This window comes from Methylophilus sp. E2MeOHC9, assembly GCF_058744375.1.
On the sequence record NZ_CP196024.1, the window covers coordinates 1,280,741 to 1,304,346 of the forward strand.

A 23,606-nucleotide genomic window follows, 5' to 3' on the forward strand; every position below is an offset into this window, starting at 1 on the left:
TATAAGGAACTGATCATGAGCTTAGGGCTTATTGGTCGCAAGGTGGGCATGACCCGCATTTTTACAGAAGAAGGCGCAAGCGTTCCTGTAACAGTGCTGGAAGTGATTCCTAACCGCGTGACACAAGTAAAGACAGTTGCAACTGATGGCTATACAGGCCTGCAAGTTGCATACGGTGAGCGTCGTGCTAGCCGTATCAACAAAGCGTTGACTGGACACTTTGCCAAAGCTGGCGTAACTGCTGGTGCTGGTATCAAAGAATTCAATGTAGGTGATGATGTTCTGGCTAACTTCCAGGTCGGTGGAAATGTCACTGTTGATATTTTCTCCGTCGGTCAGTTGGTAGACGTGACAGGTACATCCATCGGTAAAGGTTTTGCCGGTGCGATCAAGCGTCACAACTTCTCCTCTAACCGTGCTTCTCACGGTAACTCTCGTTCACATAACGTACCGGGTTCTATCGGTATGGCGCAGGATCCGGGTCGAGTATTCCCTGGTAAGCGCATGCCTGGTCATTTGGGCGACGTTAAAGTCACTACCCAAAACCTGGAAATCGTACGTGTAGACGTAGAGCGTAATCTGTTATTGATTAAAGGTTCCGTACCTGGCTCCAAAGGTGGCAATGTTGTTGTACGTCCAGCCATCAAAGCGAAAGGGGCTGCATAATGGAATTAAAGCTGATTGATCTGAACGGCAAAGTTGCTAAAAAAGGCGTTGATGCGTCTGACGTAACTTTCGGTCGTGAATTTAACGAGTCACTGGTGCACGAAGTTGTTGTTGCTTACATGGCGAATGCCCGTACAGCGACTCGCGCACAGAAAACACGTGCTACTGTTGCCCACACTACCCACAAGCCATATGCGCAAAAAGGTACTGGTAACGCTCGTGCTGGTATGACTTCCAGCCCGATCTGGCGCGGAGGTGGTCGTGCATTCCCTAACAGCCCTAACGAAAACTACAGCCACAAAGTAAACCGTAAGGCTTACCGTGCTGGCATGCAGACTATCTTGTCTGAACTGGTTCGTCAGGATCGTTTGAAGGTTGTTGATACATTTACTATCGACACACCAAAAACAAAACAATTGGTACAAAAAATCAATGCACTCGGTGTTGACGGTGGTGTGTTGGTATTGATCGATGGTTTTGATGAGAATTTGTACTTGTCTTCCCGTAACCTTCCAAACGTTCTGGTAGTTGAAGCGCAATTTGCTGACCCGGTCAGCCTAGTGCGTTTCCCTAACGTTTTGGTCACTGCTGGTGCAGTGAAAAAACTTGAGGAGATCTTGGCATGATTACCGCAGCAACCAAAACTCAAGATCGTTTATTGCAAGTGATTTTGGCACCACAAATTACCGAGAAGGCAACGTTCATTGCTGACAAGCATCAGCAAATTGCTTTTAAAGTGCGTACTGATGCAACCAAGCCAGAAATCAAGGCTGCTGTTGAATTGGTATTCAAGGTCGAAGTGGCTTCTGTATCTGTGATTAACGTTGCAGGTAAAGTGAAGCGTGCTGGCCGCCGTACTGGTAAGCGTAGTGACTGGAAGAAGGCTTACGTTAGCCTGAAACCAGGTCAAGAAATTAATTTTGCAGCTGGCGAATAAGGAGAGAAGACATGGCATTAGTTAAAGTCAAACCAACTTCCCCCGGTCGTCGTGGTGTATTGAAGGTTGTCACACCTGATTTGCACAAAGGTAAGCCTTACGCGCCGCTGTTGGAAAGTCAAAGTAAAAATGCTGGTCGTAATAACAACGGCCGCATCACAACCCGTCACCAAGGTGGCGGTCATAAGCAGCATTACCGTGTGATCGACTTCCGTCGTAACAAGGATGGTATTCCTGCAACTGTAGAGCGTATCGAGTACGATCCAAACCGTACAGCCAACATCGCGTTGCTGTGCTATGCGGATGGTGAGCGTCGTTACATCATTGCGCCACGTGGCATTGCTGCCGGTGCGCAACTGGTGAGTGGCTCTGAAGCGCCTATCCGTGCTGGTAATGCTTTGCCTTTGCGCAACATTCCAGTCGGTAGCACGATTCATTGTATCGAGATCCAGCCAGGCAAAGGCGCGCAAATCGCACGTTCAGCCGGTACTTCTGTCCAGTTGCTGGCACGTGAAGGTGCTTACGCCCAGTTGCGTTTGCGCTCCGGTGAAGTTCGCCGTGTACACGTAGATTGCAAGGCAACCTTGGGTGAAGTGGGTAACGAAGAGCATTCATTGCGTTCTATCGGTAAAGCCGGTGCGATGCGCTGGCGTGGTGTCCGCCCAACCGTCCGCGGTGTGGTGATGAACCCGGTTGATCACCCGCACGGTGGTGGTGAAGGCCGTACTGCTGCTGGTATGAACCCAGTTTCACCATGGGGTCAGAAAACTAAGGGTTATCGTACACGTAAGAATAAGCGTACTGATAACATGCGCGTAAGTCGTCGTCCGAGAAATGTAAGGTAATCGCCATGGCACGTTCTATTAAAAAAGGTCCATTTGTGGACGCTCACTTGGCTAAAAAAGTCGAAACTGCGTCAGCGAACCGCGATAGAAAACCAATCAAAACTTGGTCTCGTCGTTCGACTGTATTGCCAGACTTTATTGGTTTAACCATCGCAGTGCACAACGGTAGACAGCATGTGCCTGTGTTGATTTCTGAAAACATGGTTGGTCACAAGCTTGGCGAATTTGCGTTAACACGCACGTTCAAAGGGCACGCGGCTGATAAAAAAGCGAAGAAGTAAGGGGCTGATATGCAAGTTACTGCAATTTTAAAAGGCGTACACCTTTCTCCGCAAAAAGCGCGTTTGGTGGCCGACTTGGTTCGTGGCAAAAAAGTAGATCACGCTTTGAATATTCTTGCGTTCACGCCTAAGCGTGGTGCTGAGATTATCAAAAAAGTCGTGTTGTCTGCGATTGCCAATGCCGAGCATAACAATGGGGCTGATATTGACGCATTGAAGGTGACTTCAATCTACGTTGATAAAGGTGTTGTCATGAAACGTATCCGTGCACGTGCAAAAGGTCGCGCTGGTCGTATTACGAAACCAACATGTCACATTCATGTGACGGTCGGTGACTCAAAGGAATAATATGGGACAGAAAATTCATCCAATTGGGTTCCGTTTGAGCGTTCAGAAAAACTGGGCGTCACGTTGGTACTCAAATAGCCAGAACTTCCCTGCGATGTTGCAAGGCGACATTAAAGTGCGCGAGTTCTTGAATAAGAAGCTGGCTAGCGCTGCTGTAAGCAAGATCATCATTGAGCGCCCAGCTAAAAACGCAAAAATCACCATCCACAGTGCCCGTCCAGGCGTTGTGATTGGTAAAAAAGGTGAAGACATCGAGTCTTTGCGTTCTTCACTGCAAGGGTTGATGGGCGTGCCTGTTCACCTGAACATTGAAGAAGTGCGTAAGCCAGAATTAGACGCAACATTGATCGCACAATCCATTGCCCAGCAATTGGAAAAGCGCGTGATGTTCCGTCGTGCCATGAAACGTGCGATGCAAAACGCAATGCGTTTGGGCGCACAAGGCATCAAGATCATGAGTTCCGGTCGTTTGAACGGTATCGAGATCGCACGTACTGAGTGGTATCGTGAAGGCCGTGTGCCTCTCCATACACTGCGTGCTGATATCGACTACGGTGTGGCAGAAGCTTCTACCACCTACGGTATCATCGGGATTAAAGTTTGGGTATTCAAAGGTGAGATTTTTGGTGATAACGCTGCTGCAAATGCTGCTGTTGCCGATGCTGAGCCAGAGAAAAAAGTAAGAAAGCCGAGGGCTAAAGATGCTGCAACCAGCTAGACAGAAATACCGCAAGATGCAAAAGGGTCGCAATAAAGGTATTGCGACTACTGGTAACAAGGTAAGCTTTGGTGAATTTGGTTTGAAAGCGATTGGTCGTGGTCGTTTGACCGCACGCCAGATCGAAGCTGCACGTCGTGTGATGACTCGTCACATTAAACGTGGTGGCCGCGTTTGGATCCGTGTGTTTCCTGATCAGCCAATTTCTAAAAAACCTGCTGAAGTACGTATGGGTAATGGTAAAGGTAGTGTTGATTACTACATCGCTCAAATTCAGCCAGGCAAAATGTTGTACGAGATGGATGGCGTGAGTGAAGAATTGGCTCGCGAAGCGTTCAAATTGGCTGCTGCTAAGTTGCCGATTGAAACTACATTCATGACCCGTCAAATCGGCAGTTAAGGAGTAGTGAAATGAAAGCTTCAGAATTTCGAGCAAAATCAGCTGAAGAGCTGAACACCGAGTTGGTTGAATTGCGTCGCGCACAGTTTTCACTGCGCATGCAATTAGCCACTCAACAATTGAACAAAGCAGATCAGCTGGGTAAAGTGCGTAAAGATGTAGCTCGCGTTAAAACCGTGCTGGCTGAGAAGGCGAAACAAGCATGATGACTGAAAAAGCGAAAGTAGTACGCACTTTGACTGGTCGCGTAGTAAGCAACAAAATGGATAAAACCGTGACTGTGCTTGTTGAGCGTAAAGTTAAGCATCCTCTGATTGGTAAAGTGGTTTCTAAATCAAATAAATTTCATGCACATGATGAAGCAAATGCATGCAATGAAGGCGATTTAGTCACAATTACTGAATCACGCCCATACTCCAAGACCAAGTCTTGGGTAGTAAGCAAAATCGAAGCTAAATAAGGCTTCAAAATATAAAACTGGAAAAGCGCTTGTCATAAGCGTTTTTTTGGTTGTATAATGTTGGACTTTTCGGTGTCCGCCTTAGTTGGCATGTAGCTGGCACCCCAATACTGACCGTGGTCTATTGGCCGAAAAATGTTCTTGAATGAAAGTTCAAAGCAGCGGCTGGTAGTGGTTATAACGGATTAAGTTGGAGATTATTTCTCATGATTCAAATGCAATCTCGGCTGGAAGTAGCCGACAACACTGGTGCGCGTTCCGTGCAGTGTATCAAAGTCTTGGGTGGTTCCAAGCGTCGTTATGCCAGCATTGGCGATATCATCAAGGTCAGCATCAAAGATGCTGCCCCGCGTGGTCGCGTCAAAAAAGGTGAAATCTACAATGCTGTGGTTGTGCGTACCGCTAAAGGTGTGCGTCGCCCAGATGGTTCTTTAGTTAAATTCGATGCCAATGCCGCAGTCTTGTTAAACAACAAGCTTGAGCCAATTGGTACACGTATTTTTGGCCCGGTGACACGTGAGTTGCGCAGTGAGCGCTTCATGAAGATCGTTTCATTAGCGCCTGAAGTGCTGTAATAGGCGGGAGACGATAAATGAGCAAAATTCGCAAAGGTGACCAGGTCATTTTGAATACAGGTAAAGACGCAGGTAAAACAGGTACTGTTTTAAACGTCTTGTCTACCGGCCATGTGGTGGTGGAAGGCTTGAATGTGGTTAAAAAACACACTCGCCCTAACCCTATGCGTGGTGTTACTGGTGGCATCATCAGCAAGGAAATGCCTTTGGACATTTCTAATGTAGCGCTTTATAACGCTGCAACTAAAAAAGCTGATCGTGTTGGTTTTAAGGTACTCGAAGATGGTCGCAAGATTCGTGTATACAAATCTAGCGGCGAGTCAATCGACGCATAGGAATACATATGGCACGTTTAAAACAATACTATAAAGATACAGTGGTTTCCAAATTGACTGAACAATTTGGCTACTCCTCCTCAATGCAGGTGCCACGTATCGAAAAAATCACCCTGAACATGGGTGTTGGCGAAGCAGTGGCTGATAAGAAAGTCATGGAAAACGCAGTTTCCGATATGGAAAAAATTGCTGGTCAAAAACCTATCGTGACTAAGGCTAAAAAGTCTGTTGCTGCGTTTAAGATCCGTGATGACTATCCTGTTGGTTGTAAAGTCACATTGCGCCGCGAGCGTATGTATGAATTCCTGGATCGTCTGATTACTGTGGCTATTCCACGTATTCGTGACTTCCGTGGTATTTCAGGCAAGTCCTTTGATGGCCGTGGTAATTACAACATGGGTGTTAAAGAACAAATCATTTTCCCGGAAATCGAATACGACAAAATCGATGCTCTGCGCGGAATGAACATCACCATTACCACGACAGCTCAAACAGATGAAGAAGCAAAAGCACTGTTGGCTGCATTTAGTTTCCCCTTTAGAGGTTAAGTCATGGCAAAAGTATGTATGACAGAGCGCGAGCAGAAGCGTCGCGAAACCGTAAAAAAATATGCAGCCAAACGTGCTGAACTGGTTGAGATCATTAACAGCCAGTCTGCAAGCGTTGAAGATCGTTTTGCTGCACGTTCAAAATTGCAAAGTTTGCCACGTAATTCCAGCCCAGTGCGTACACGTAATCGTTGTGCATTGACTGGTCGTCCACGTGGTGTGTTCAGTAAATTTGGTATCGCACGTAATGAGTTGCGTAAGTTGATGATGGCTGGTCATGTACCAGGCGTCACCAAGGCCAGCTGGTAACGGAGGAATAGAACATGAGTATGAGTGATCCGATTGCCGATATGTTGACCCGTATTCGTAACGCGCAACGTACGAATAAGCCATCAGTTTCAATGCCTGCCTCTAAAGTTAAAGGCGCCATTGCAAACGTACTGAAAGATGAAGGTTACATTGAAGATTTCAACGTTCAAGACAATGAAGGTAAGCCTGTTTTGAACATCAGCCTGAAGTACTATGCCGGTCGTCCAGTAATTGAGAAGATTGAGCGTGTATCTAAGCCAGGTCTGCGTATATACAAAGGTAGTCAAAACATTCCACGAGTGATGAACGGTTTAGGTGTAACCATCGTTTCTACCTCAAAAGGTGTAATGACTGATCGTAAAGCACAAGCTGCCGGTATCGGTGGTGAAGTTTTGTGCATCGTGGCCTAAGAGGAGTTTGATATGTCACGTGTTGCTAAAAATCCGGTTGCGATTCCTGCCAAGGTAGAAGTCGTGATCTCTCCTGCTGCGATTGCAGTGAGTGGCCCTCTGGGTAAACTGAACCAAGCGTTGTCTGCAGATATTTCTGTGACACGTGATGGTGAGCAGTTGTTGGTGAAAGCTAACAATGAAACACAGCATGCGCGAGCAATGTCTGGGACGATACGTGCCTTGCTGGCAAATATGGTGCTAGGTGTTTCTGCTGGTTTTACCCGTAAATTGACACTGATTGGTGTGGGTTACAAAGCTAATGCTCAAGGTTCAACATTGAACCTGGAATTAGGTTACTCACATCCGATCAACCACAAGATGCCTGAAGGCGTGACTGTGCAAACACCAACGCCAACAGAAGTTGTGTTGACTGGTGCAAACAAGCAAGTGCTTGGCCAAGTCGCTGCGCAGATTCGTGGTTACCGTGCTCCTGAGCCATACAAAGGTAAAGGCGTACGTTACGCGGATGAAGTGGTTGTCATCAAAGAGACCAAGAAAAAATAAGTAAAGCACTTCTAGGCTAGCAATAGCCTGAACAGTGAATCAATATTAAAGGTAAATTCAATGAAAAACGTTAATAACCGATTGCGCAGAGCACGTAAAACCCGTGCCAAAATCGCCGAGTTAAAAGTGACACGTTTGAGTGTACATCGCACCAATACTAATATTTATGCACAGATCATCACAGAAACAGGTGATCGCGTATTGGCGAGTGCATCTACTGTTGAGGCGGAAGTGCGTCAACAACTGAAAAACGGTGGCAACATCGAAGCTGCAACCTTGATTGGCAAACGTATCGCTGAAAAAGCTGTAAAAGCAGGCATCACTGACGTTGCTTTTGATCGTTCAGGCTACAAGTATCACGGTCGTATTAAAGCTTTGGCTGACGCTGCCCGTGAACATGGTCTCAAATTCTAATGGGTGAGATGAATAATGGCTAAAGATTTTGAACAGCAGCAAACAGACGGTTTGCGTGAAAAAATGATTACTGTTAACCGTGTAAGTAAAACGGTTAAGGGTGGTCGTATCATGAGCTTCGCTGCATTGACCGTGGTTGGTGATGGTGACGGCACTGTGGGTATGGGTAAAGGTAAAGCACGTGAAGTGCCAGTGGCTGTACAAAAAGCCATGGATGAAGCCCGCCGCAGCATGGTGAAAGTGAATTTGAAGAATGGTACTTTGCATCATAGAGTTACCGGTGTACACGGTGCTGCTAAAGTGCTGATCCTGCCTGCCTCTGAAGGTACCGGTATTATTGCTGGTGGCACGATGCGCGCTATTTTTGAAGTGATGGGTATCACAAACGTGATTGCTAAGAGTCTTGGTTCTTCCAACCCTTACAATCTGGTGCGTGCAACCTTGAACGGTCTTGCTTCCATGAACACACCAGCTGAAATTGCTGCTAAACGTGGTAAGACCTTAGAAGAAATCAGAGGTTAATCATGGCTAAAGCGAAAAAAGAAAACGCTAACTTAAAAGTAACGTTAGTAAGAAGTTTGATTGGCCGTATTGAAGCGCATAAAGCGACAGTACGTGGCTTGGGTCTGCGTCGTATGCACCACACAGTTGAAGTGCAAGATACGCCTGAAATCCGCGGCATGATCAATGCTGTAAGCTATCTTTTAAAGGTTGAAGCATAATGCAATTGAACACGATTAAGCCTGCAGAAGGCGCTAAAAAGGAACGTCGTCGTTTAGGTCGTGGCATTGGCTCCGGTTTGGGTAAAACTGGTGGTCGTGGTCACAAAGGCCAAAAGTCACGTGCCGGTGGTTTCCACAAGGTAGGTTTCGAAGGCGGTCAAATGCCTTTGCAACGTCGTTTGCCTAAACGTGGTTTCAACTCATTGACGCATGCTGATACTGCACGTATCCGTACCAGCGAATTATCTTTGGTTGATGTTGAAGTGATTGATATTTTGGCTTTAAAAGCAGCCAAACTGGTCCCAGCTTCTGTGAAATCAGTCAAAGTGTATTTGTCAGGTGATGTCACTACTAAAGTCCAGGTTCAAGGCTTGTTGTTGACTAAAGGTGCTAAAGCAGCCATCGAATCTGCTGGCGGCAAAGTACTCGAAGTTTAATTGTTGTCATAAGAGAGTATCAGCTTGGCACAGGATAATATTTTAAGTTCCGTAAGCAAACTTGGCGAATTAAAAGCCCGGTTGTGGTTCTTGTTGGGGGCGTTGATCGTTTATCGACTCGGCGCTCATATTCCGGTGCCAGGCATTGACCCTACTGTGTTGAAGCAACTATTCGACACGCAAAAGGATGGCATTCTGGGAATGTTCAACATGTTCTCTGGTGGTGCATTGTCACGGTTCACCGTGTTTGCCCTCGGGATCATGCCTTACATTTCAGCTTCCATCATTATGCAGTTGCTGACTGTGGTTTCACCGCAGTTAGAGCAGCTGAAAAAAGAAGGTGAAGCTGGCCGTCGTCAAATCACCAAATACACTCGCTACGGCACTGTGTTGCTGGCAACTTTCCAGGCACTTGGCATTGCCATTGCGTTGGAAGGGCAGGCTGGCTTGGTGCTTGATCCAGGTTTGGCGTTCCGTATCACTGCGGTCACCACGCTGGTCGCTGGCACGATGTTTTTGATGTGGCTGGGTGAGCAGATTACCGAGCGCGGCATTGGTAACGGTATTTCGATTATCATTTTTGCCGGTATTGTGGCTGGTTTGCCGCATGCGATTGGCAGTACATTAGATTTGGCAAAAACAGGGGCATTCTCTATCCCATTAGTGATCTTCCTGTTTGTTGCGGTGATTTTAGTAACGGCGTTGGTGGTGTTCGTTGAGCGTGGTCAACGTAAGATTACGGTCAACTATGCCAAGCGTCAGGTCGGCAACCGTATTTATGGTGGTCAATCTACCCACCTGCCGTTGAAGTTGAATATGTCTGGTGTGATTCCACCGATCTTCGCTTCAAGTATTATTTTGTTCCCAGCCACCCTTGCCGGTTGGTTTGGAAGTAGTGAGCATATGTATTGGTTGAAGGATGTCAGTGCCAAACTGTCACCAGGTCAGCCATTGTATATTTTGTTGTTTGCAGCCGCGATCCTGTTCTTTGCGTTTTTCTACACAGCTTTGGTGTTCAACCCCAAAGAAACTGCAGATAACCTGAAGAAGAGTGGTGCTTTTGTTCCCGGGATCCGTCCTGGTGATCAAACGGCTAAATATATCGACAGAATTATGGGACGTTTGACATTGATCGGTGCGTTGTACATCACACTGGTTTGTTTATTGCCGGAATTCCTGGTGTTGAAATTTAATACGCCGTTTTATTTTGGTGGTACGTCATTGCTGATTATTGTTGTAGTCACGATGGACTTTATGACGCAGGTGCAATCACACTTGATGTCTCAGCAATATGAAGGTTTGCTCAAAAAGGCAAATTTTAAAGGATCTGGTCGCTAACCTTGTAGTCTGCCATTGGCAGAGTACCTGCAAAGATAGTGCTAAATGATTTAACCCGTGTGTGAATAAACATTCCGCACAAAGTAAGTGAATTAACTAAAGGAAATAAGATGAGAGTTCGCGCATCAGTTAAAGCATTGTGCCGTAACTGTAAAGTGGTAAGACGTCGCGGTGTTGTTCGTGTTATTTGTACAGACCCACGTCATAAACAACGTCAAGGTTAATTGGTATAACAATTTCTTGTGAGGGTCTGGATTGGCTGATATAATATGCGGCTTTTCTTTTCTACGCACAAGTTTGATCGTGATGAACGATTGATTATTGGAGTTTAAGTATGGCTCGTATTGCCGGGGTGAATATCCCAAACCACAAACATGCAGAAATCGCTTTAACATCGATTTACGGTATTGGCCGTAATACTGCGCAGAAAATCTGTGCAGCCGCTGGTGTACTGACGACAGCGAAGGTGAAAGACCTGAACGATGCAGAAGTGGAAAAGTTGCGTGACGAAGTTGCGAAGTTCACTGTAGAAGGTGACTTGCGCCGTGAAGTAACCATGAACATCAAGCGTTTGATGGATCTGGGTTGCTATCGTGGTATCCGTCATCGTCGCGGTTTGCCAGTGCGCGGACAGCGTACCAAGACCAATGCGCGTACGCGTAAAGGTCCTGTCAAAGCCATCAAGCAAGCTAAATAATCTCTTTGAACATTAGTAGATATTAAGGACAGTACAACATGGCAAAAGCTAATGTACGCGTTAGAAAAAAAGTTAAAAAGAATATTGCCGAGGGTATCGCTCACGTGCACGCTTCTTTTAACAATACGATTATTACGATTACCGATCGTCAGGGCAATGCGTTGTCATGGGCTACTTCCGGTGGTCAAGGTTTTAAAGGTTCACGTAAAAGTACTCCTTTTGCCGCGCAGGTTGCTTCTGAAGTAGCTGGTAAAGCTGCTCAGGAATCTGGCGTTAAGAATCTGGAAGTACGCATCAAGGGCCCAGGCCCAGGTCGTGAGTCTGCTGTACGTGCATTGAATGCTGCTGGTTTCAAGATCACAAGCATTACTGACGTGACACCAGTACCGCACAACGGTTGCCGTCCACCTAAAAAACGCAGGATTTAATTCATTTCGCTGATTTAATTATTAGCGAATCGATTAACGGAGAATATTTTGGCTAGAAATCTAGACCCTAAATGCCGCCAGTGCCGTCGTGAAGGTGAGAAGTTGTTTCTAAAAGCTGAAAAATGCTTTACAGACAAATGCGCAATCGAAAAGCGTAACTTCGCACCAGGTCAGCATGGTCAACGCCGTGTTGCCCGCGTATCGGACTACGGTGTGCAGTTGCGTGAAAAACAAAAAGTGCGTCGTATTTACGGAGTATTGGAAGGTCAATTCCGTGCTTACTACGCTAAAGCTGATGGTCAAAAAGGAATTACCGGCGAGAGCTTATTGCAATTGCTGGAATCACGTTTAGACAATGTAGCTTATCGTATGGGGCTGGCAGGTTCGCGTTCCGAAGCTCGTCAGGTTGTACGCCATAACAGCATTCTGGTGAATGGCAAACGTGTGAACATCCCTTCTTACCAGGTTAAAGCAGGTGATGTGATCAGTGTTTCACAAAAGGCTAAATCGCAATTGCGTATTACAGCTGCAGTTGAAGCAGCTGAGCAGCGCGGCTTTCCTGAGTGGTTGGACGTCAACATCAAGGCATTGAGTGGTATGTACAAGGCTAAGCCTCAGCGTGATGCGTTGCCAGTTACCATCAATGAGTCATTGATCGTTGAGTTGTATTCTAAGTAATCACTTAGTCCAGGCTAAGGTTTATTTGTTTATACCCAATTACTCCAAGGAAATATATGCAAAATAGCCCTACAGAATATTTGAAGCCACGCGTAGTAGACGTTGAGGTCATTAATCCTCTGCGTGCGCGTGTGACTTTAGAACCAATGGAGCGCGGTTTCGGCTATACATTGGGTAACGCTTTGAGAAGAGTGCTTTTATCTTCTATCCCAGGTTTTGCCATTACAGAAGTTAAAATCGATGGCGTAGTACATGAGTACTCCACGATTGAAGGCGTTCAGGAAGATGTTGTTGATATCCTGCTGAACCTTAAAGGCGTTGCACTGAAACTGCACAACAAAACTGAAACCATCTTGGTATTAAGCAAGTCTGGTGAAGGTATTGTGACTGCTGGTGACTTTGAAGTTGGTCACGATGCTGAAATTGTGAACCCGAATCACGTGATTGCGCATATCACCAAAGGTGGTAAGTTGAATCTGGAAGTGAAGATTGAAATGGGTCGTGGTTATCAGCCTGTGCCAGCACGCCAGAAAGCAAACGATGAAGACCGCGTATTGGGCTTCATGATGGTCGATGCTTCTTTCAGCCCGATCAACAAGGTGAGCTACCATGTTGAGAGTGCACGTGTTGAGCAACGTACTGACTTGGACAAGCTGATCATGGACGTTGAAACCAACGGCATCATCGAGCCAGAACAAGCCATTCGTGATGCAGCACGTATCCTGATCGGCCAGTTGTCAGTATTTGCAAATCTGGAAGGCGCTTCTGCAGATGTAGAAGTAAAAGCTGCACCACAGGTTGATCCTATCCTGTTGCGTCCAGTGGATGATCTGGAATTGACAGTACGTTCTGCCAACTGCTTAAAAGCGGAAAATATTTTTTACATTGGTGATTTGATTCAACGCACAGAAAACGAGCTGTTAAAAGCTCCAAACCTGGGCAGAAAATCATTGAATGAAATTAAAGACGTGTTGGCCTCCAAAGGCTTGACACTTGGAATGAAGCTGGAAAACTGGCCACCTGTTGGCTTGGAAAAAGCTTAATTTCTAATAAGATAAATACTTAAGGAATTACTATGCGTCACGGTAATAGCAATCGTAAATTGAACAGAACAAGTAGCCACCGTGCTGCTATGTTCCGCAACATGGTGACCTCTTTGCTGCGTCACGAAGTCATCAAGACTACTTTGCCAAAAGCAAAAGAACTGCGTAAGTATGCAGAGCCTTTGATCACTCTAGGTAAAACACCTACCTTGGCAAATCGTCGCCTGGCTTTCAGCCGTTTGCGTGACCGTGATATCGTAGGTAAATTGTTCGCTGAACTTGGCCCACGTTACACAGAGCGCAATGGTGGTTACCTGCGTATCCTGAAATGTGGTTTCCGTAATGGCGACAACGCACCAATGGCTTTTGTTGAGTTGGTTGATCGTCCGGAAGTTGCAGAAGCACCAGCTGCCGCAGAATAATCTCTGTCGCACGCTTCAAATAAAAAAGCCAGCATTGCTGGCTTTTTTGTTTTTCTAATCCCCTTCATTCTATATATTCAAAAGAATGACTCTCTGTCGGATGATGTTTACAGGGTGTTATCTCGCGCATTTAACCAGTCTGTGACCTGCGCCTCATTAAACGGCCAGTATAAGTAAGTTTCACCAGCGCCTGCTAATACAGGAATGCTGGTCGCAAACTTCTCCAGCAGCTGATTGTCATCAATAATGTCAGTTGTTTTGTAAGCTAGTCCAAGCGCCTGTAGTACACGCTCTGCATCGTCACATAAGTGGCAGCCCAGGGTGCCGTATAAAATCAAATACTTCTGCATAAATCGCTAGGTAGTGTCATCAACGCTTTGTACAATATTACCTGTAAAAAATAAACCCTGCTCAACATTGGAAAAAGCATGACTGAAATTCGTGAACATGATGAGAAGGTGAATGAAAGTAAGGAGAGCCTGGGCGAGACATTGCAACAGGTGATTAACTTACTCGGCAAGCACAAGCTGGTAGAGCATGTCGTGCACAAGCAGGATATGCCTAACCACGATCTGGTTGAGTCGCTCGTCCACAAACAAAACCTGAATATCCTGCAACACAAGCTGGATCAGCTACATCCGGCTGACGTGGCCTACATCCTGGAATCACTGCCGCTGGATGACCGTCTCATGGTGTGGGACCTGGTCAAAGCTGAGCGCGATGGTGAGATTCTGCTAGAAGCGTCTGATGCGGTGCGTCAGACCCTGATTGCGGACATGGACAGCGAGGAGCTGCTTGCAGCGGCCGAGCAGCTGAATACAGATGAACTGGCTGACCTGGCCCCTGACCTGCCAAAAGACGTGTTGCAGGACTTGATGTACAGCCTGGATACGCAAAACCGTGAGCGGCTGCAATCAGCACTTTCGTATCCCGAAGATACCGTAGGTGCGATCATGGATTTTGATATTGTCACCATCCGTGACGATATCACTCTGGAAGTTGTGTTACGTTACCTGCGCCGCTTGCCAAAGTTTCCGGACCACACTGATAAATTGTTCGTGATTAATCGTGACGACATCCTGCAAGGCGTTCTGCCACTCAAACGCATCATTCTGAATGACCCTGAAACCCAGGTCGGCGACATTATGTCTACCGATGCGGTGGTATTCCATCCGGAAGATATGTCTGACCAGGCGGCAATGGCATTTGAACGATATGACCTGGTGACTGCGCCCGTGGTGGACAACAATCGTAAGCTAGTCGGCCGCATCACGGTCGACACGGTCATGGATATCATCCGTGAAGAAGCCGAAGCTGACATGCTGTCCTGGGCCGGTTTGCGCGAAGAAGAAGACTTTTTCGCCTCGATCTGGAAATCCGTACAAAACCGTTGGGCGTGGCTGGCAATTAACCTGGTCACTGCATTGGTGGCGTCGCGTGTGATTGGCCTGTTTGAAGACAGTATCGAGAAAATTGTAGCTCTTGCCGCGTTGATGCCGATTGTTGCGGGTATTGGTGGTAACTCAGGTAACCAGACCTCAACCATGATTGTGCGCGGTCTCGCACTCGGGCAAATCTCCAGCTATCACATGAAGTCGCTATTGCAAAAAGAGTTGGGCGTCGCATTGCTCAACGGATTGATTTGGGGTGGTGTACTAGGCTTGGTGGCCGATATGTTATATGGCAATTATGCGTTAGGCCTGGTCATGATGGCTGCCATGACGCTTAATTTACTATTGGCGGCGGTCAATGGGGTGATGATCCCCTTAGTGATGAATAAGCTGGGGCGTGACCCTGCTGTAGGGACCAGTGTCCTGATCACTGCGATCACCGATAGTGGTGGTTTTCTTATATTCCTTGGTTTGGCAACCATCATCTTGTTGTAGATAAAAATAATGGATAACGACATTAATATTCTTTGGAAAGAAATCGTTCAGGATTTTACTACCGCTTCTGCCATGTGGCAGTTATTAGTGGTCGGGTGCATTCTTGCTGTAAGTGGCTTGCTTAATTGGCACCTGCGTAAGCAGATCCAGGCTGGCCGGGTAAATGTAGTTTACAAAATGCTACTTGGTGGCATAGAGCGCCTGTTTTTTCCTTTTGTGGGCTTTTTGCTATTGGTGATTGCGCGCTACTCGTTACAGCACTGGATGCATGTAGGCCTGATCCGCTTGGCCGCACGCATGCTGCTGGCCATGATCATTATCCGTAGCGTTGTATTTGTGCTGCGCTACGTGTTTTCACCCAGCGCCTGGTTGCAATCATTTGAACGTGTGATTGGCTGGACAGTTTGGGTGATAGTTGCCTTGCATATAGGCGGTTTCCTGGACCCTGCATTGCAGGTGCTTGAAGATGTGCAATTCAGCGTCGGCAAGCAAAAGCTGGATCTGCTACTGCTGATTCAAGGCGGATTGACCATCGTAATCACCATGCTGGTCGCCTTGTGGCTGAGTCGTATGCTAGAGCTACGACTGATGGCCTCGGAGAATATCGATAGCAACTGGCGAGTCATCATGGTCAAGCTGGTACGCATGGTGGCGATCGTGATCGCCTTGCTGATGTCTTTGGCCGCCGTAGGTATTGATGTCACCATGCTATCGGTATTTGGTGGTGCTTTGGGTGTGGGTCTGGGTTTTGGATTACAAAAGATTGCCAGCAACTATGTGAGTGGTTTTATTATCCTGATGGATAAGTCGCTGCATATGGGCGATATTGTGACCATACGTGGTTTCTATGGCATGGTGGGAGAGCTGCGCTCGCGCTATATTGTCCTGCGCAAGCTGGATGGCACAGAGTTTATCATCCCTAATGAAACCATCATCACTGACGTGGTGATCAATCATACCTCCGCGGCGCACAAAGCAAAGGTGCCGGTTTCGGTGCAGATCTCATATGCAAGCGATCTTGATTTAGCCATCAAATTATTACAAGAAGTTGGTAGAACGCATGAGCGCACTCTTAGAGATGACAGTGCGGTCGAGGTGATCATCAAATCATTTGGTCAGTACGGAATTGATTTGCAGTTGGCAGTAGGGGTGCTTAATCCTGAAGAAGGCACCGCCAAGCTGCAAAGTGAGGTCTATTACGAGATCTGGCAGCGCTTTAAAGCGAATAATATTCAGATCCCATACCCACAGCAGGATGTGCGCATTATTTCCGGCCAAGGCGCGTTGAATGCGGCTGCGGAGTAATTAAGCATCACCTGAGGTAATAGCTAATAAAAAAGCCTGCATATGCAGGCTTTTTTATTTAAGACGGTAAGAAATAAATTATTTCAATTTAGTTTCTTTGTACAGTACATGCTTGCGAGCGACTGGATCAAATTTCTTGATTTCCATTTTCTCTGGCATGGTACGTTTGTTTTTAGTAGTGGTATAGAAATGACCTGTACCAGCACTTGATTCCAATTTGATTTTTTCACGCATGATAATATCCTTTGCAGACTAAATGTCGCGAGTTAGATTTTTTCGCCAGCTGCACGCAAATCAGCCAACACAGCGTCGATACCATTTTTGTCGATAGTACGCAAAGCAGCGTTAGTAATGCGCAGGCTTACCCAGCGATTTTCGCTCTCAACCCAGAACTTACGGTTTTGCAAGTTAGGCAAGAAACGGCGTTTTGTTTTGTTTTGTGCGTGAGAAACATTGTTACCCACCATCGGCTTTTTGCCTGTTACCTGACATACACGTGCCATGGTTATCTCCAAATACTTTATCTTTTTCAGAAAGAGCGAGATTATAGAATGAAAAGCAATCCTAAATCAAGCAATTGTTATGGTTTTTAATGATTAATGTTTTCCGGTACTGCCAAAGCCGCCTTCACCGCGTTCACTGGAGGTGAATTCATCCACAATATGAAAATCTGCTTGCACCACGGGCACGATCACCATCTGCGCGATACGCTCCAGCGGGTTCAAAATGAACGGCTCTTTACTGCGGTTCCAGCATGAAACCAGTAGTTGGCCCTGGTAGTCTGAATCGATCAGCCCGATCAGGTTGCCGAGCACGATGCCGTGCTTATGGCCCAACCCGGAGCGTGGCAAAATCAGCGCTGCATAATAGGCGTTATCAATGTGGATCGCCATGCCGGTCGGGATCATGATGGTTTCACCCGGCTGTATGGTTTGGGTGTGCTCGATACAGGCACGCAAGTCCAGCCCGGCAGAGCCAGGCGTCGCATACGTCGGCATCATGTGGTGTAAACGCGGGTCCAGGATTTTGAGGTCTACCGTAATTGACATAGTGCTTGCTCCAAAAAGATTGCGCTATTAAACACCAAATAACGATGAAAATCACTAAGCGCGATAACTAGCTCACAATAAAAAAGCCAGCGAGTGCTGGCTTTAAGGATATTGTTAGCTAGAACTTGTATTGGGCGCTTAATCCAAGCAGGTAGTTGCGGCCCGCTGCTGGTTCAAAGAATAAGCTATTACCATCATTCACCCGCACTGAGCCGATGTAGTCTTTGTCGGTAATATTTTCCAAGCGGATAAATTCTTTGAATCTCCAGCTGCTCAAGTTCTGCTCTAGGCCTGCCCTGATGTTGTAAATGGTATATGAAGGAGCTTTATCTATATTGATGTCATTCACATAAACTTCACTGTTATGCCTGGCTTCTAGCGCTGAGAAGAATCCAAGTGCCGGATATCTCCAGGCTACCTCGCCATAGACTTGTGATTTGTAGGTGCCAGGGATTCTGTTGCCTGAGTTGACTGTTCCGGTTGTACCAGCTGCATTGATGACGGTAACGAAGGGGTCTTCAAATTTGGCATTCAGTAAAGTATATGATGCAAAAACAGTAAAGTTATTGTCAAGGTTAGCATCTACTGAGGCTTCGATACCTGTGCGTTTTGTTTGACCTGCATTTTGATAGCTAGAGCGGCCAGAAACCGTTTGGCGGGTAACGATTTCGTTATCAGTATCCACTTTGAACAGGGTTAGGTTTGCTCTGATATTGTCCGTAATAAAAGCTTTTGCCCCCAGCTCAAAGTTGCGGCTCTCAGCAGCTTTGAGTGCAAGATTTGGCCTGCTGGCGACACCGCCGGCAACACTGTCGAAAGCAGCTTCAATAAAAGTCGGTGTTTCAAAACCTTTGCCGAAGTTGGCGTAAAGGTTTAATTTTTCTGTTGCTTTCCAGACTACGCCGATAACGGGTGTAGTTTTCTGGTATTCAGCAGAGCCACTGTTGTCGCCATTTGATCCAGTACCAGTCGTGAAGTCATCCTGTACGTCGAGTTTAACTTTCGTGTGTCGAGCACCGGCATGCAAATCAATGGTCGGTGTGATACTAAGTTTGCCCTGAATATATTGATCAAAGTTTGATGTGATGTTTTGTTCAAGTCGATTTTGAACGTTGGCCGGCGCCCCTAAAGCCAAAACATTTGTATCTCTACGGTCATCGGTAGATTTTCCGTAAGTGAGCCCCAGAGTGATTTGGTAAGGTAAAGAACCCAAGTTTCCGAAATTATCCCATCTCAAATCCGCACCATAAAATTCACGTTCGATTTCACTGAGTCGGGCGTTAGTTGCTCCAAGCGTTGTGACAGTTGCTGTCGTTGTTAATATTTGAGCGTTCCGACGAGTGCCGACATAAGGAATAAAACTAATTTTATTGTTTTCATTTAGCGCATGCTCAATGTTAAAACCAATTTGCGTATGGTCACGTTTTACACTGGTATTAGCAAATAATGCAGCAGGAACAACCTTATCCCGGCTTGCGCTAGAGAAGGCGCGCGCTCTGTTAAGCCCTAACGGGTCCTGAGCTTCCTGATCAAACCAGTTAACCAAAGCAGTGACTCTTGTATCTTCATTCAGATTAAATCTAAATTTTGCAGTCGCCATTTGCTTGTTGCTACTGCTATTCGCACGATATCCATCAGATTCAAAATTGGAGACATTCAATGAGTACTCTAAGCCTTCTAACTGGCCCGCGGCTTCTAGCACGTTTCGCTTGGTCCCGTAACTACCAAACATAGTAGTTGCACCAATTGTCGGGGTGGCAGGCGCATCTGCAGTAAACATTTGAATCACGCCGCCAGATGAGTTGCCATAAAGTGAGGAGAATGGTCCGCGCATGACTTCTATGCTTTTAATTGCGGAAAGATCCACGACACCTGGCTGACCCTGACCATCTGGCATTGTCAATGGAATGCCATCAACGTAGACACGTACACCCCTTACTCCAAATGAGGAGCGCGAGCCAAAACCGCGGCTGGAGATTTGCGGGTCTTGCGATTGCTGTGTCCGGTTTTGCGCGGTAATACCAGGCACCCGAATCAGGCTTTCGGACAACTGCATTTGCAATTGTCCTTCTTTGATATCTTTCTCAGTGACCACATCAATCGCCACAGGCAGGTCAAAACTATCCTGTGCCTGGCGGGTGGCAGTCACCACAACTGGCGAAAGTGTCAGGACTTTTTCTTCTTCAGCTTCAGCCACGGAAAAACCACCGAATACGGATGAAACTGCCAAACAGACTGGCGTTAAACGAAACACAAAAGCGCGCATAAGTTACTCAATACTAATGAAATTAATTGGCGCGATTGTAAGCTGTTTGGCAGGCTGGGCCCCTCAGTATTTTCATGAATATGCTGAGGGGCTGTGTATTTACAGTGGATTAGTTCAGGTGGTGTTTAAGGTGCGTGAGTATTTTCGCAGCAATCGTGGTTTTGTCGGCTATATCCAGAGGGTACTCACCAGTCGCATCAATGAGGGTGACACTGTTGTTGTCGCTGCCTAAAGCAAGGCTGGCCTGGTTTGCCACAATCAAAGGGATCTTTTTATCCAGCCGTTTTTTCCTAGCATGTTCTAACACCCGCTCGGTTTCTGCGGCAAAACCGACACAGTAGGGCGGATTTGGTAATGAGGCAACGTCGGCCAGGATATCCTTATTCTTTTTGAGTTCAATAGTAAGTGTCCCCTCACTTTTTTTGATTTTCTGCTCGGCTGAAACCAACGGGCTGTAATCTGCCACAGCGGCTACGCCGATAAACACGTCTTGATTGGCGATGTGCTGCATGACGTTTTGATACATGTCATGCGCGGTGCTGGCATGATATGCATGACTGACCTGAGGCCGTGAAGCGGTCGCGTGGCCATGGATCAATGTCACTTCAGCGCCCATCTGCGTGGCCACTTTGGCAAGTGCAAACCCCATTTTTCCACTGCTGATATTGGTGATGCCGCGCACCGGGTCCAGCATTTCCATGGTGGCGCCAGCGGTGATCAGGATTTTTTTGCCGGCCAGTAGCTTGGGCGTAAAGTGTGTTTGCACGCCTTCGAGCAGCATGTCGGGTTCCAGCATCCTGCCCTGGCCGACTTCGCCACAGGCCTGCTCGCCGCTATCTGGCCCTAATACAGTGACCTGATCTTTTAGTAATTGCTCAATGTTGCGTTGCGTACCTGGGTTCTCCCACATTTGCCTGTTCATGGCTGGCGCAATCAGGAGTGGGCACTCACGTGCAAGGCATAATGTAGAGAGTAGGTCGTTGGCAAAGCCATGTGCCAGCTTGGCAATGAAGTCAGCACTAGCTGGTGCAACCAGAATGGCGTCTGCTTGTCGGCTCAGTTCTATGTGTGGCATTGCATTTGCAATACGCGTATCCCAGCTATCAACAAATACCGGGTTGCCGGATAGTGCCTGTAAGGTGGTCGGCGTAATGAAATGGGTGGCAGCTTCTGTCATCACTACCTGTACGGTATGGCCTTGCTTGATCAGCAGGCGGATCAGTTCGGCAGTTTTGTAAGCCGCGATGCCGCCGGTGACGCCTAAAAGTAGATGATGAGGCTGTGAGTGAGCGCTATGCATGCCTGTATTTTAACTGCAAAGCACGCTGATTTGGAATCAGGCCGAATAGCAGCATTTTTAAACATGTTAAGATATGGTAATTAAACAAGGTTAAGTGCATGCTGAAAACGGTAAGGGTGATTTTCTGGGTGGCAGTGATCGCGACAGCAATGATGCAGGTCTGGGATGAATATCAGGGGCGGCAATGGCATAAACCCTTGCATGTGGCCTTGTATCCGGTGAATGCAGATGCATCTGCAGATGCTGAGGCGTATATGGCGACTTTGCAGGAAGAGGATTTTAAAGTCATAGAGCAATATTTTTCCCGCGAGGCGCTCAGATATCAGTTGCCATTGCAGAGACCGATTGTGTTTCATCTGGGCCCTGGCATCAAAGAGATCCCGCTTGCGCCGCCCGCTCTTCACGCAAATTACCTTGACATCATCGTTTGGAGCCTTAAATTCCGCTGGTTTGCCTGGCAGCATCAACCAGCGCTTGGCGTGCCCATAGATATCAAACTGTATCTGCTGTATCACGATATCAAAACACATACGCGATTATTGCATTCAACGGCATTGCAAAAAGGAAGGATAGGCCGCGTGAATTTGTTTGCAGCGCCTGCCCAGCATGCCGGCAATACAGTTGTGATCGCACATGAGTTGCTACATACCCTGGGTGCTAGCGATAAATATGATTTGAATACTAACGCGCCTTTGCTGCCGCAAGGCTATGCCGAGCCTTATATGCAACCCTTGTATCCGCAAAAGAAGGCGGAAATCATGGCCGGGAGAATCCCGCTTTCTGCTAACCGGGCGCGCATGGCCAGGAGCCTGGATGAAACAATCATTGGCCGGCCAACGTCCAGGGAAATCGGCTGGGCAAAGTAATCTATGCGAGGATAAGCGATGGCAATCACTGACTGGCCTGAACAAGAACGCCCACGTGAAAAACTATTGCGCGCAGGCGCCATGACGCTGTCGGATGCAGAGTTGCTTGCTATCTTTTTAAGGGTAGGCGTCGTTGGCAAAACCGCTGTCGACCTAGCGCGTGATTTATTGCAGCATTTTCAAAGTCTGAATGGCATTTTCTCCGCCAGCATGGCCGAGATGCAGCAGGTACATGGCATGGGTGAGAGTAAATATTGTCAGCTGCAAGCAGTGCTGGAAATGAGCAAGCGCGCGCTGGGTGAAACATTGCAACAGGCCGATAGCTTTCATTCGCCCGCACAGGTAAAAGCCTATTTACAGTTGCAGTTATCCCATCTTTTGCGTGAAGTGTTCGGTATTCTGTTTCTGGATGCACAAAACCGCTTGAGTGCTTATGAAACATTATTTGAAGGTAGCTTGATGCAGACCAGCGTTTACCCACGGGAAGTGGTCAAACGTGCGCTTGCGCTGAATGCGGCGGCTGTGATCCTGAGTCATAACCATCCTGGTGGCTCAGCCACGCCTAGTCGGGCCGATGAACAATTGACCCTGACTTTAAAAGAGTCGTTAAGCCTGGTGGATGTGAAGGTGCTGGATCACATTATTGTGGCCGGTCAGGACACGTTTTCATTTAGCGAGCGGGGATTGATCTGAAACTAAAGGCTTGAATATATTGATTTGAAGCGAAGGCAGGGGAGTGGTGGGTGCTAACGGGGTCGAACCGCTGACATTCGCCTTGTAAGGGCGACGCTCTACCAACTGAGCTAAGCACCCGTGCCTTGTAACGAAGGCCGCATTATACCTAACCCTTTTGTTCTTGCAAGAGGGGCGGCTTAGTTTTTCACATGCATAGTGTGATCAGCATTGCCAGGGATAAACCGCTAAACGGTCAAACGTTTGGTGATATTAATCAACTGCAGTGAAATGTCTGCCATACCCGTCCTGCGCTTGTTTGCCATCTCGGAAAGCAAGGAATAGGCTTCTTCTTCATTAAGGGCGCGCTGGCGCATCAAAATGTCTCTGGCACCATCCACCAGTTTTTGATCTTCCAGACTCAAAGAGGCATGGCGTGAAGCGTCAAAAGGTGCTGAAGTCGTGGGCGTTGAAGGTCTCATTGGTCGAAAATAAAGATAAGTTTAATGCTGAACAGGATTTAGCAATCTGTGTGCCAATTAGTAGGCTGATTGTAAGTCTATGATTGTTAAGGTATATTGCGCACATGTTGCGGATTGTCTGACAACGACTTATTCTCATTACCCGCACCAACGCAGTGCCATTGCACCAAGCTGCCAGCGCTATCATGCAGGCAGACTTTGAAAACATGAATAATTAGAAAGA

38 protein-coding genes and 1 tRNA gene are annotated in these 23,606 nt (G+C 47.0%); 31 read left to right on the forward strand and 8 right to left on the reverse strand.

Annotated elements, in window-relative coordinates; all coding sequences use genetic code 11:
- Positions 1-15: 15 nt before the first annotated feature.
- The 27 genes from rplC to rplQ all read left to right on the forward strand — a co-directional run bounded on the left by rplC (position 16) and on the right by rplQ (position 13,557).
- Positions 16-666: a 50S ribosomal protein L3 gene (gene rplC / locus ACSSVF_RS06105; protein ID WP_492406046.1), complete on the forward strand. Its 651-nt coding sequence runs from the start codon at positions 16-18 to the stop codon at positions 664-666.
- Complete coding sequence (rplD, locus tag ACSSVF_RS06110) at positions 666-1,292, forward strand: 50S ribosomal protein L4 (RefSeq protein ID WP_325241274.1); 627 nt, start codon at positions 666-668, stop codon at positions 1,290-1,292. The genes rplC and rplD overlap by 1 nt, the downstream gene beginning before the upstream one ends.
- Positions 1,289-1,603 (forward strand): 50S ribosomal protein L23, encoded by a 315-nt coding sequence (rplW, locus tag ACSSVF_RS06115; RefSeq protein ID WP_055827143.1) that lies wholly within the window; start codon positions 1,289-1,291, stop codon positions 1,601-1,603. Before rplD ends, rplW begins: the two co-directional genes overlap by 4 nt.
- 11 nt (positions 1,604-1,614) lie before the next feature.
- A complete protein-coding gene (gene rplB / locus ACSSVF_RS06120; RefSeq protein WP_325241270.1) occupies positions 1,615-2,448 on the forward strand; it encodes a 50S ribosomal protein L2 in 834 nt (277 codons plus the stop codon).
- Between the two features lie 5 nt (positions 2,449-2,453).
- Positions 2,454-2,729: a 30S ribosomal protein S19 gene (rpsS, locus tag ACSSVF_RS06125; RefSeq protein ID WP_091472934.1), complete on the forward strand. Its 276-nt coding sequence runs from the start codon at positions 2,454-2,456 to the stop codon at positions 2,727-2,729.
- Positions 2,730-2,738: 9 nt separating this feature from the next.
- A complete protein-coding gene (gene rplV / locus ACSSVF_RS06130) occupies positions 2,739-3,077 on the forward strand; it encodes a 50S ribosomal protein L22 (RefSeq protein ID WP_492406047.1) in 339 nt (112 codons plus the stop codon).
- 1 nt (position 3,078) lies between these two features.
- The gene (gene rpsC / locus ACSSVF_RS06135; protein ID WP_379057012.1) at positions 3,079-3,795 is read left to right on the forward strand and encodes a 30S ribosomal protein S3; all 717 of its coding nucleotides are present in this window, start codon (positions 3,079-3,081) and stop codon (positions 3,793-3,795) included.
- Positions 3,779-4,195 carry a 50S ribosomal protein L16 gene (gene rplP / locus ACSSVF_RS06140; protein WP_055827127.1) on the forward strand — a complete coding sequence of 139 codons (417 nt, stop codon included), beginning with the start codon at positions 3,779-3,781 and terminating at the stop codon, positions 4,193-4,195. The genes rpsC and rplP overlap by 17 nt, the downstream gene beginning before the upstream one ends.
- Positions 4,196-4,206: 11 nt before the next feature.
- Positions 4,207-4,401, forward strand: a complete 195-nt coding sequence (rpmC, locus tag ACSSVF_RS06145) for a 50S ribosomal protein L29 (protein ID WP_055827124.1) — start codon at positions 4,207-4,209, stop codon at positions 4,399-4,401.
- Entirely contained in the window at positions 4,398-4,655 is a 258-nt protein-coding gene (rpsQ, locus tag ACSSVF_RS06150; protein ID WP_379032495.1) for a 30S ribosomal protein S17, read from the forward strand. The genes rpmC and rpsQ overlap by 4 nt, the downstream gene beginning before the upstream one ends.
- A 206-nt stretch (positions 4,656-4,861) precedes the next feature.
- Positions 4,862-5,230: a 50S ribosomal protein L14 gene (gene rplN, locus ACSSVF_RS06155; protein ID WP_019881229.1), complete on the forward strand. Its 369-nt coding sequence runs from the start codon at positions 4,862-4,864 to the stop codon at positions 5,228-5,230.
- Between the two features lie 17 nt (positions 5,231-5,247).
- On the forward strand, positions 5,248-5,565 hold the full coding sequence (rplX, locus tag ACSSVF_RS06160) for a 50S ribosomal protein L24 (RefSeq protein WP_492406048.1): 318 nt from the start codon (positions 5,248-5,250) through the stop codon (positions 5,563-5,565).
- Between the two features lie 8 nt (positions 5,566-5,573).
- On the forward strand, positions 5,574-6,113 hold the full coding sequence (gene rplE / locus ACSSVF_RS06165; RefSeq protein WP_442584712.1) for a 50S ribosomal protein L5: 540 nt from the start codon (positions 5,574-5,576) through the stop codon (positions 6,111-6,113).
- Positions 6,114-6,116: 3 nt separating this feature from the next.
- Positions 6,117-6,422, forward strand: coding sequence for a 30S ribosomal protein S14 (gene rpsN, locus ACSSVF_RS06170; protein ID WP_492406049.1), 306 nt, complete (start codon positions 6,117-6,119; stop codon positions 6,420-6,422).
- Positions 6,423-6,436: 14 nt separating this feature from the next.
- A complete protein-coding gene (rpsH, locus tag ACSSVF_RS06175; protein ID WP_379032485.1) occupies positions 6,437-6,832 on the forward strand; it encodes a 30S ribosomal protein S8 in 396 nt (131 codons plus the stop codon).
- Positions 6,833-6,844: 12 nt separating this feature from the next.
- The gene (rplF, locus tag ACSSVF_RS06180) at positions 6,845-7,378 is read left to right on the forward strand and encodes a 50S ribosomal protein L6 (protein WP_492406050.1); all 534 of its coding nucleotides are present in this window, start codon (positions 6,845-6,847) and stop codon (positions 7,376-7,378) included.
- Between the two features lie 60 nt (positions 7,379-7,438).
- Positions 7,439-7,792 carry a 50S ribosomal protein L18 gene (gene rplR, locus ACSSVF_RS06185; protein WP_055827104.1) on the forward strand — a complete coding sequence of 118 codons (354 nt, stop codon included), beginning with the start codon at positions 7,439-7,441 and terminating at the stop codon, positions 7,790-7,792.
- A gap of 15 nt (positions 7,793-7,807) precedes the next feature.
- Positions 7,808-8,314 carry a 30S ribosomal protein S5 gene (gene rpsE, locus ACSSVF_RS06190; protein WP_492406051.1) on the forward strand — a complete coding sequence of 169 codons (507 nt, stop codon included), beginning with the start codon at positions 7,808-7,810 and terminating at the stop codon, positions 8,312-8,314.
- Positions 8,315-8,316: 2 nt separating this feature from the next.
- Positions 8,317-8,514 carry a 50S ribosomal protein L30 gene (gene rpmD, locus ACSSVF_RS06195; RefSeq protein WP_325241244.1) on the forward strand — a complete coding sequence of 66 codons (198 nt, stop codon included), beginning with the start codon at positions 8,317-8,319 and terminating at the stop codon, positions 8,512-8,514.
- Positions 8,514-8,951, forward strand: a complete 438-nt coding sequence (gene rplO, locus ACSSVF_RS06200) for a 50S ribosomal protein L15 (protein ID WP_492406052.1) — start codon at positions 8,514-8,516, stop codon at positions 8,949-8,951. The genes rpmD and rplO overlap by 1 nt, the downstream gene beginning before the upstream one ends.
- Positions 8,952-8,975: 24 nt before the next feature.
- Positions 8,976-10,289 (forward strand): preprotein translocase subunit SecY, encoded by a 1,314-nt coding sequence (gene secY, locus ACSSVF_RS06205; RefSeq protein WP_492406053.1) that lies wholly within the window; start codon positions 8,976-8,978, stop codon positions 10,287-10,289.
- Positions 10,290-10,399: 110 nt separating this feature from the next.
- Positions 10,400-10,513: a 50S ribosomal protein L36 gene (rpmJ, locus tag ACSSVF_RS06210; protein ID WP_325241676.1), complete on the forward strand. Its 114-nt coding sequence runs from the start codon at positions 10,400-10,402 to the stop codon at positions 10,511-10,513.
- A 110-nt stretch (positions 10,514-10,623) separates the two neighbouring features.
- On the forward strand, positions 10,624-10,986 hold the full coding sequence (gene rpsM / locus ACSSVF_RS06215) for a 30S ribosomal protein S13 (RefSeq protein ID WP_442584709.1): 363 nt from the start codon (positions 10,624-10,626) through the stop codon (positions 10,984-10,986).
- 38 nt (positions 10,987-11,024) lie between these two features.
- The gene (gene rpsK, locus ACSSVF_RS06220; protein WP_018986256.1) at positions 11,025-11,414 is read left to right on the forward strand and encodes a 30S ribosomal protein S11; all 390 of its coding nucleotides are present in this window, start codon (positions 11,025-11,027) and stop codon (positions 11,412-11,414) included.
- A gap of 48 nt (positions 11,415-11,462) precedes the next feature.
- Entirely contained in the window at positions 11,463-12,092 is a 630-nt protein-coding gene (rpsD, locus tag ACSSVF_RS06225) for a 30S ribosomal protein S4 (protein ID WP_442586896.1), read from the forward strand.
- Between the two features lie 56 nt (positions 12,093-12,148).
- Positions 12,149-13,135: a DNA-directed RNA polymerase subunit alpha gene (locus tag ACSSVF_RS06230; protein WP_055827085.1), complete on the forward strand. Its 987-nt coding sequence runs from the start codon at positions 12,149-12,151 to the stop codon at positions 13,133-13,135.
- 32 nt (positions 13,136-13,167) lie between these two features.
- Positions 13,168-13,557 carry a 50S ribosomal protein L17 gene (gene rplQ, locus ACSSVF_RS06235; RefSeq protein ID WP_492406054.1) on the forward strand — a complete coding sequence of 130 codons (390 nt, stop codon included), beginning with the start codon at positions 13,168-13,170 and terminating at the stop codon, positions 13,555-13,557.
- 107 nt (positions 13,558-13,664) lie between these two features.
- Here rplQ and ACSSVF_RS06240 read toward each other — a convergent pair whose 3' ends face one another.
- Positions 13,665-13,907: a glutaredoxin family protein gene (locus ACSSVF_RS06240; RefSeq protein WP_492406055.1), complete on the reverse strand. Its 243-nt coding sequence runs from the start codon at positions 13,905-13,907 to the stop codon at positions 13,665-13,667.
- A gap of 78 nt (positions 13,908-13,985) precedes the next feature.
- Between ACSSVF_RS06240 and mgtE the strand changes: the two genes are divergently transcribed.
- Positions 13,986-15,443, forward strand: coding sequence for a magnesium transporter (mgtE, locus tag ACSSVF_RS06245; RefSeq protein ID WP_492406056.1), 1,458 nt, complete (start codon positions 13,986-13,988; stop codon positions 15,441-15,443).
- Between the two features lie 9 nt (positions 15,444-15,452).
- Complete coding sequence (locus ACSSVF_RS06250) at positions 15,453-16,748, forward strand: mechanosensitive ion channel family protein (RefSeq protein WP_492406057.1); 1,296 nt, start codon at positions 15,453-15,455, stop codon at positions 16,746-16,748.
- 78 nt (positions 16,749-16,826) lie between these two features.
- Here ACSSVF_RS06250 and rpmG read toward each other — a convergent pair whose 3' ends face one another.
- The 5 genes from rpmG to coaBC all read right to left on the reverse strand — a co-directional run bounded on the left by rpmG (position 16,827) and on the right by coaBC (position 21,363).
- Positions 16,827-16,982, reverse strand: coding sequence for a 50S ribosomal protein L33 (rpmG, locus tag ACSSVF_RS06255; protein WP_011478679.1), 156 nt, complete (start codon positions 16,980-16,982; stop codon positions 16,827-16,829).
- A gap of 32 nt (positions 16,983-17,014) precedes the next feature.
- A complete protein-coding gene (rpmB, locus tag ACSSVF_RS06260) occupies positions 17,015-17,251 on the reverse strand; it encodes a 50S ribosomal protein L28 (RefSeq protein WP_091472854.1) in 237 nt (78 codons plus the stop codon).
- A gap of 93 nt (positions 17,252-17,344) precedes the next feature.
- On the reverse strand, positions 17,345-17,797 hold the full coding sequence (gene dut, locus ACSSVF_RS06265; RefSeq protein ID WP_492406058.1) for a dUTP diphosphatase: 453 nt from the start codon (positions 17,795-17,797) through the stop codon (positions 17,345-17,347).
- A gap of 118 nt (positions 17,798-17,915) precedes the next feature.
- A complete protein-coding gene (locus ACSSVF_RS06270; protein ID WP_492406059.1) occupies positions 17,916-20,063 on the reverse strand; it encodes a TonB-dependent receptor family protein in 2,148 nt (715 codons plus the stop codon).
- Between the two features lie 109 nt (positions 20,064-20,172).
- Complete coding sequence (coaBC, locus tag ACSSVF_RS06275; RefSeq protein ID WP_492406060.1) at positions 20,173-21,363, reverse strand: bifunctional phosphopantothenoylcysteine decarboxylase/phosphopantothenate--cysteine ligase CoaBC; 1,191 nt, start codon at positions 21,361-21,363, stop codon at positions 20,173-20,175.
- Between the two features lie 98 nt (positions 21,364-21,461).
- On the opposite strand from coaBC, the gene ACSSVF_RS06280 reads away from it, so the two are divergent.
- Together ACSSVF_RS06280 and radC are read left to right on the forward strand one after the other, a co-directional pair.
- Positions 21,462-22,229, forward strand: coding sequence for a hypothetical protein (locus ACSSVF_RS06280; protein WP_492406061.1), 768 nt, complete (start codon positions 21,462-21,464; stop codon positions 22,227-22,229).
- 18 nt (positions 22,230-22,247) lie between these two features.
- Positions 22,248-22,922 (forward strand): RadC family protein, encoded by a 675-nt coding sequence (gene radC / locus ACSSVF_RS06285; RefSeq protein WP_492406062.1) that lies wholly within the window; start codon positions 22,248-22,250, stop codon positions 22,920-22,922.
- A gap of 44 nt (positions 22,923-22,966) precedes the next feature.
- On the opposite strand, the gene ACSSVF_RS06290 is transcribed toward radC, so the two are convergent.
- Both ACSSVF_RS06290 and ACSSVF_RS06295 read right to left on the reverse strand, forming a co-directional pair.
- A tRNA-Val gene (locus tag ACSSVF_RS06290) sits at positions 22,967-23,042 on the reverse strand.
- 107 nt (positions 23,043-23,149) lie between these two features.
- A complete protein-coding gene (locus ACSSVF_RS06295; protein ID WP_492406063.1) occupies positions 23,150-23,326 on the reverse strand; it encodes an ANTAR domain-containing protein in 177 nt (58 codons plus the stop codon).
- Positions 23,327-23,606: the final 280 nt, after the last annotated feature.

Excerpts from the sequence above, each read along its gene's own strand:
- rpsN (WP_492406049.1), top strand. The coding sequence starts at position 6,117 with ATGGCAAAAGTATGTATGACAGAGCGCGAGCAGAAGCGTCGCGAAACC.
- ACSSVF_RS06270 (WP_492406059.1), bottom strand. The coding sequence starts at position 20,063 with ATGCGCGCTTTTGTGTTTCGTTTAACGCCAGTCTGTTTGGCAGTTTCA.
- rpsC (WP_379057012.1), top strand. The coding sequence starts at position 3,079 with ATGGGACAGAAAATTCATCCAATTGGGTTCCGTTTGAGCGTTCAGAAA.
- rplQ (WP_492406054.1), top strand. The coding sequence starts at position 13,168 with ATGCGTCACGGTAATAGCAATCGTAAATTGAACAGAACAAGTAGCCAC.
- rplX (WP_492406048.1), top strand. The coding sequence starts at position 5,248 with ATGAGCAAAATTCGCAAAGGTGACCAGGTCATTTTGAATACAGGTAAA.
- rpsE (WP_492406051.1), top strand. The coding sequence starts at position 7,808 with ATGGCTAAAGATTTTGAACAGCAGCAAACAGACGGTTTGCGTGAAAAA.
- ACSSVF_RS06280 (WP_492406061.1), top strand. The coding sequence starts at position 21,462 with ATGCTGAAAACGGTAAGGGTGATTTTCTGGGTGGCAGTGATCGCGACA.
- rpsH (WP_379032485.1), top strand. The coding sequence starts at position 6,437 with ATGAGTATGAGTGATCCGATTGCCGATATGTTGACCCGTATTCGTAAC.
- rpmD (WP_325241244.1), top strand. The coding sequence starts at position 8,317 with ATGGCTAAAGCGAAAAAAGAAAACGCTAACTTAAAAGTAACGTTAGTA.
- rpmB (WP_091472854.1), bottom strand. The coding sequence starts at position 17,251 with ATGGCACGTGTATGTCAGGTAACAGGCAAAAAGCCGATGGTGGGTAAC.
- rplE (WP_442584712.1), top strand. The coding sequence starts at position 5,574 with ATGGCACGTTTAAAACAATACTATAAAGATACAGTGGTTTCCAAATTG.
- rplD (WP_325241274.1), top strand. The coding sequence starts at position 666 with ATGGAATTAAAGCTGATTGATCTGAACGGCAAAGTTGCTAAAAAAGGC.
- ACSSVF_RS06240 (WP_492406055.1), bottom strand. The coding sequence starts at position 13,907 with ATGCAGAAGTATTTGATTTTATACGGCACCCTGGGCTGCCACTTATGT.
- rpmC (WP_055827124.1), top strand. The coding sequence starts at position 4,207 with ATGAAAGCTTCAGAATTTCGAGCAAAATCAGCTGAAGAGCTGAACACC.
- rpsQ (WP_379032495.1), top strand. The coding sequence starts at position 4,398 with ATGATGACTGAAAAAGCGAAAGTAGTACGCACTTTGACTGGTCGCGTA.
- mgtE (WP_492406056.1), top strand. The coding sequence starts at position 13,986 with ATGACTGAAATTCGTGAACATGATGAGAAGGTGAATGAAAGTAAGGAG.
- ACSSVF_RS06230 (WP_055827085.1), top strand. The coding sequence starts at position 12,149 with ATGCAAAATAGCCCTACAGAATATTTGAAGCCACGCGTAGTAGACGTT.
- rplN (WP_019881229.1), top strand. The coding sequence starts at position 4,862 with ATGATTCAAATGCAATCTCGGCTGGAAGTAGCCGACAACACTGGTGCG.
- rplV (WP_492406047.1), top strand. The coding sequence starts at position 2,739 with ATGCAAGTTACTGCAATTTTAAAAGGCGTACACCTTTCTCCGCAAAAA.
- dut (WP_492406058.1), bottom strand. The coding sequence starts at position 17,797 with ATGTCAATTACGGTAGACCTCAAAATCCTGGACCCGCGTTTACACCAC.
- rpsM (WP_442584709.1), top strand. The coding sequence starts at position 10,624 with ATGGCTCGTATTGCCGGGGTGAATATCCCAAACCACAAACATGCAGAA.
- coaBC (WP_492406060.1), bottom strand. The coding sequence starts at position 21,363 with ATGCATAGCGCTCACTCACAGCCTCATCATCTACTTTTAGGCGTCACC.
- rplC (WP_492406046.1), top strand. The coding sequence starts at position 16 with ATGAGCTTAGGGCTTATTGGTCGCAAGGTGGGCATGACCCGCATTTTT.
- rplO (WP_492406052.1), top strand. The coding sequence starts at position 8,514 with ATGCAATTGAACACGATTAAGCCTGCAGAAGGCGCTAAAAAGGAACGT.
- rplW (WP_055827143.1), top strand. The coding sequence starts at position 1,289 with ATGATTACCGCAGCAACCAAAACTCAAGATCGTTTATTGCAAGTGATT.
- radC (WP_492406062.1), top strand. The coding sequence starts at position 22,248 with ATGGCAATCACTGACTGGCCTGAACAAGAACGCCCACGTGAAAAACTA.
- ACSSVF_RS06250 (WP_492406057.1), top strand. The coding sequence starts at position 15,453 with ATGGATAACGACATTAATATTCTTTGGAAAGAAATCGTTCAGGATTTT.
- rplB (WP_325241270.1), top strand. The coding sequence starts at position 1,615 with ATGGCATTAGTTAAAGTCAAACCAACTTCCCCCGGTCGTCGTGGTGTA.
- rpmG (WP_011478679.1), bottom strand. The coding sequence starts at position 16,982 with ATGCGTGAAAAAATCAAATTGGAATCAAGTGCTGGTACAGGTCATTTC.
- rplP (WP_055827127.1), top strand. The coding sequence starts at position 3,779 with ATGCTGCAACCAGCTAGACAGAAATACCGCAAGATGCAAAAGGGTCGC.
- rplR (WP_055827104.1), top strand. The coding sequence starts at position 7,439 with ATGAAAAACGTTAATAACCGATTGCGCAGAGCACGTAAAACCCGTGCC.
- rpmJ (WP_325241676.1), top strand. The coding sequence starts at position 10,400 with ATGAGAGTTCGCGCATCAGTTAAAGCATTGTGCCGTAACTGTAAAGTG.
- rpsS (WP_091472934.1), top strand. The coding sequence starts at position 2,454 with ATGGCACGTTCTATTAAAAAAGGTCCATTTGTGGACGCTCACTTGGCT.
- rpsK (WP_018986256.1), top strand. The coding sequence starts at position 11,025 with ATGGCAAAAGCTAATGTACGCGTTAGAAAAAAAGTTAAAAAGAATATT.
- rplF (WP_492406050.1), top strand. The coding sequence starts at position 6,845 with ATGTCACGTGTTGCTAAAAATCCGGTTGCGATTCCTGCCAAGGTAGAA.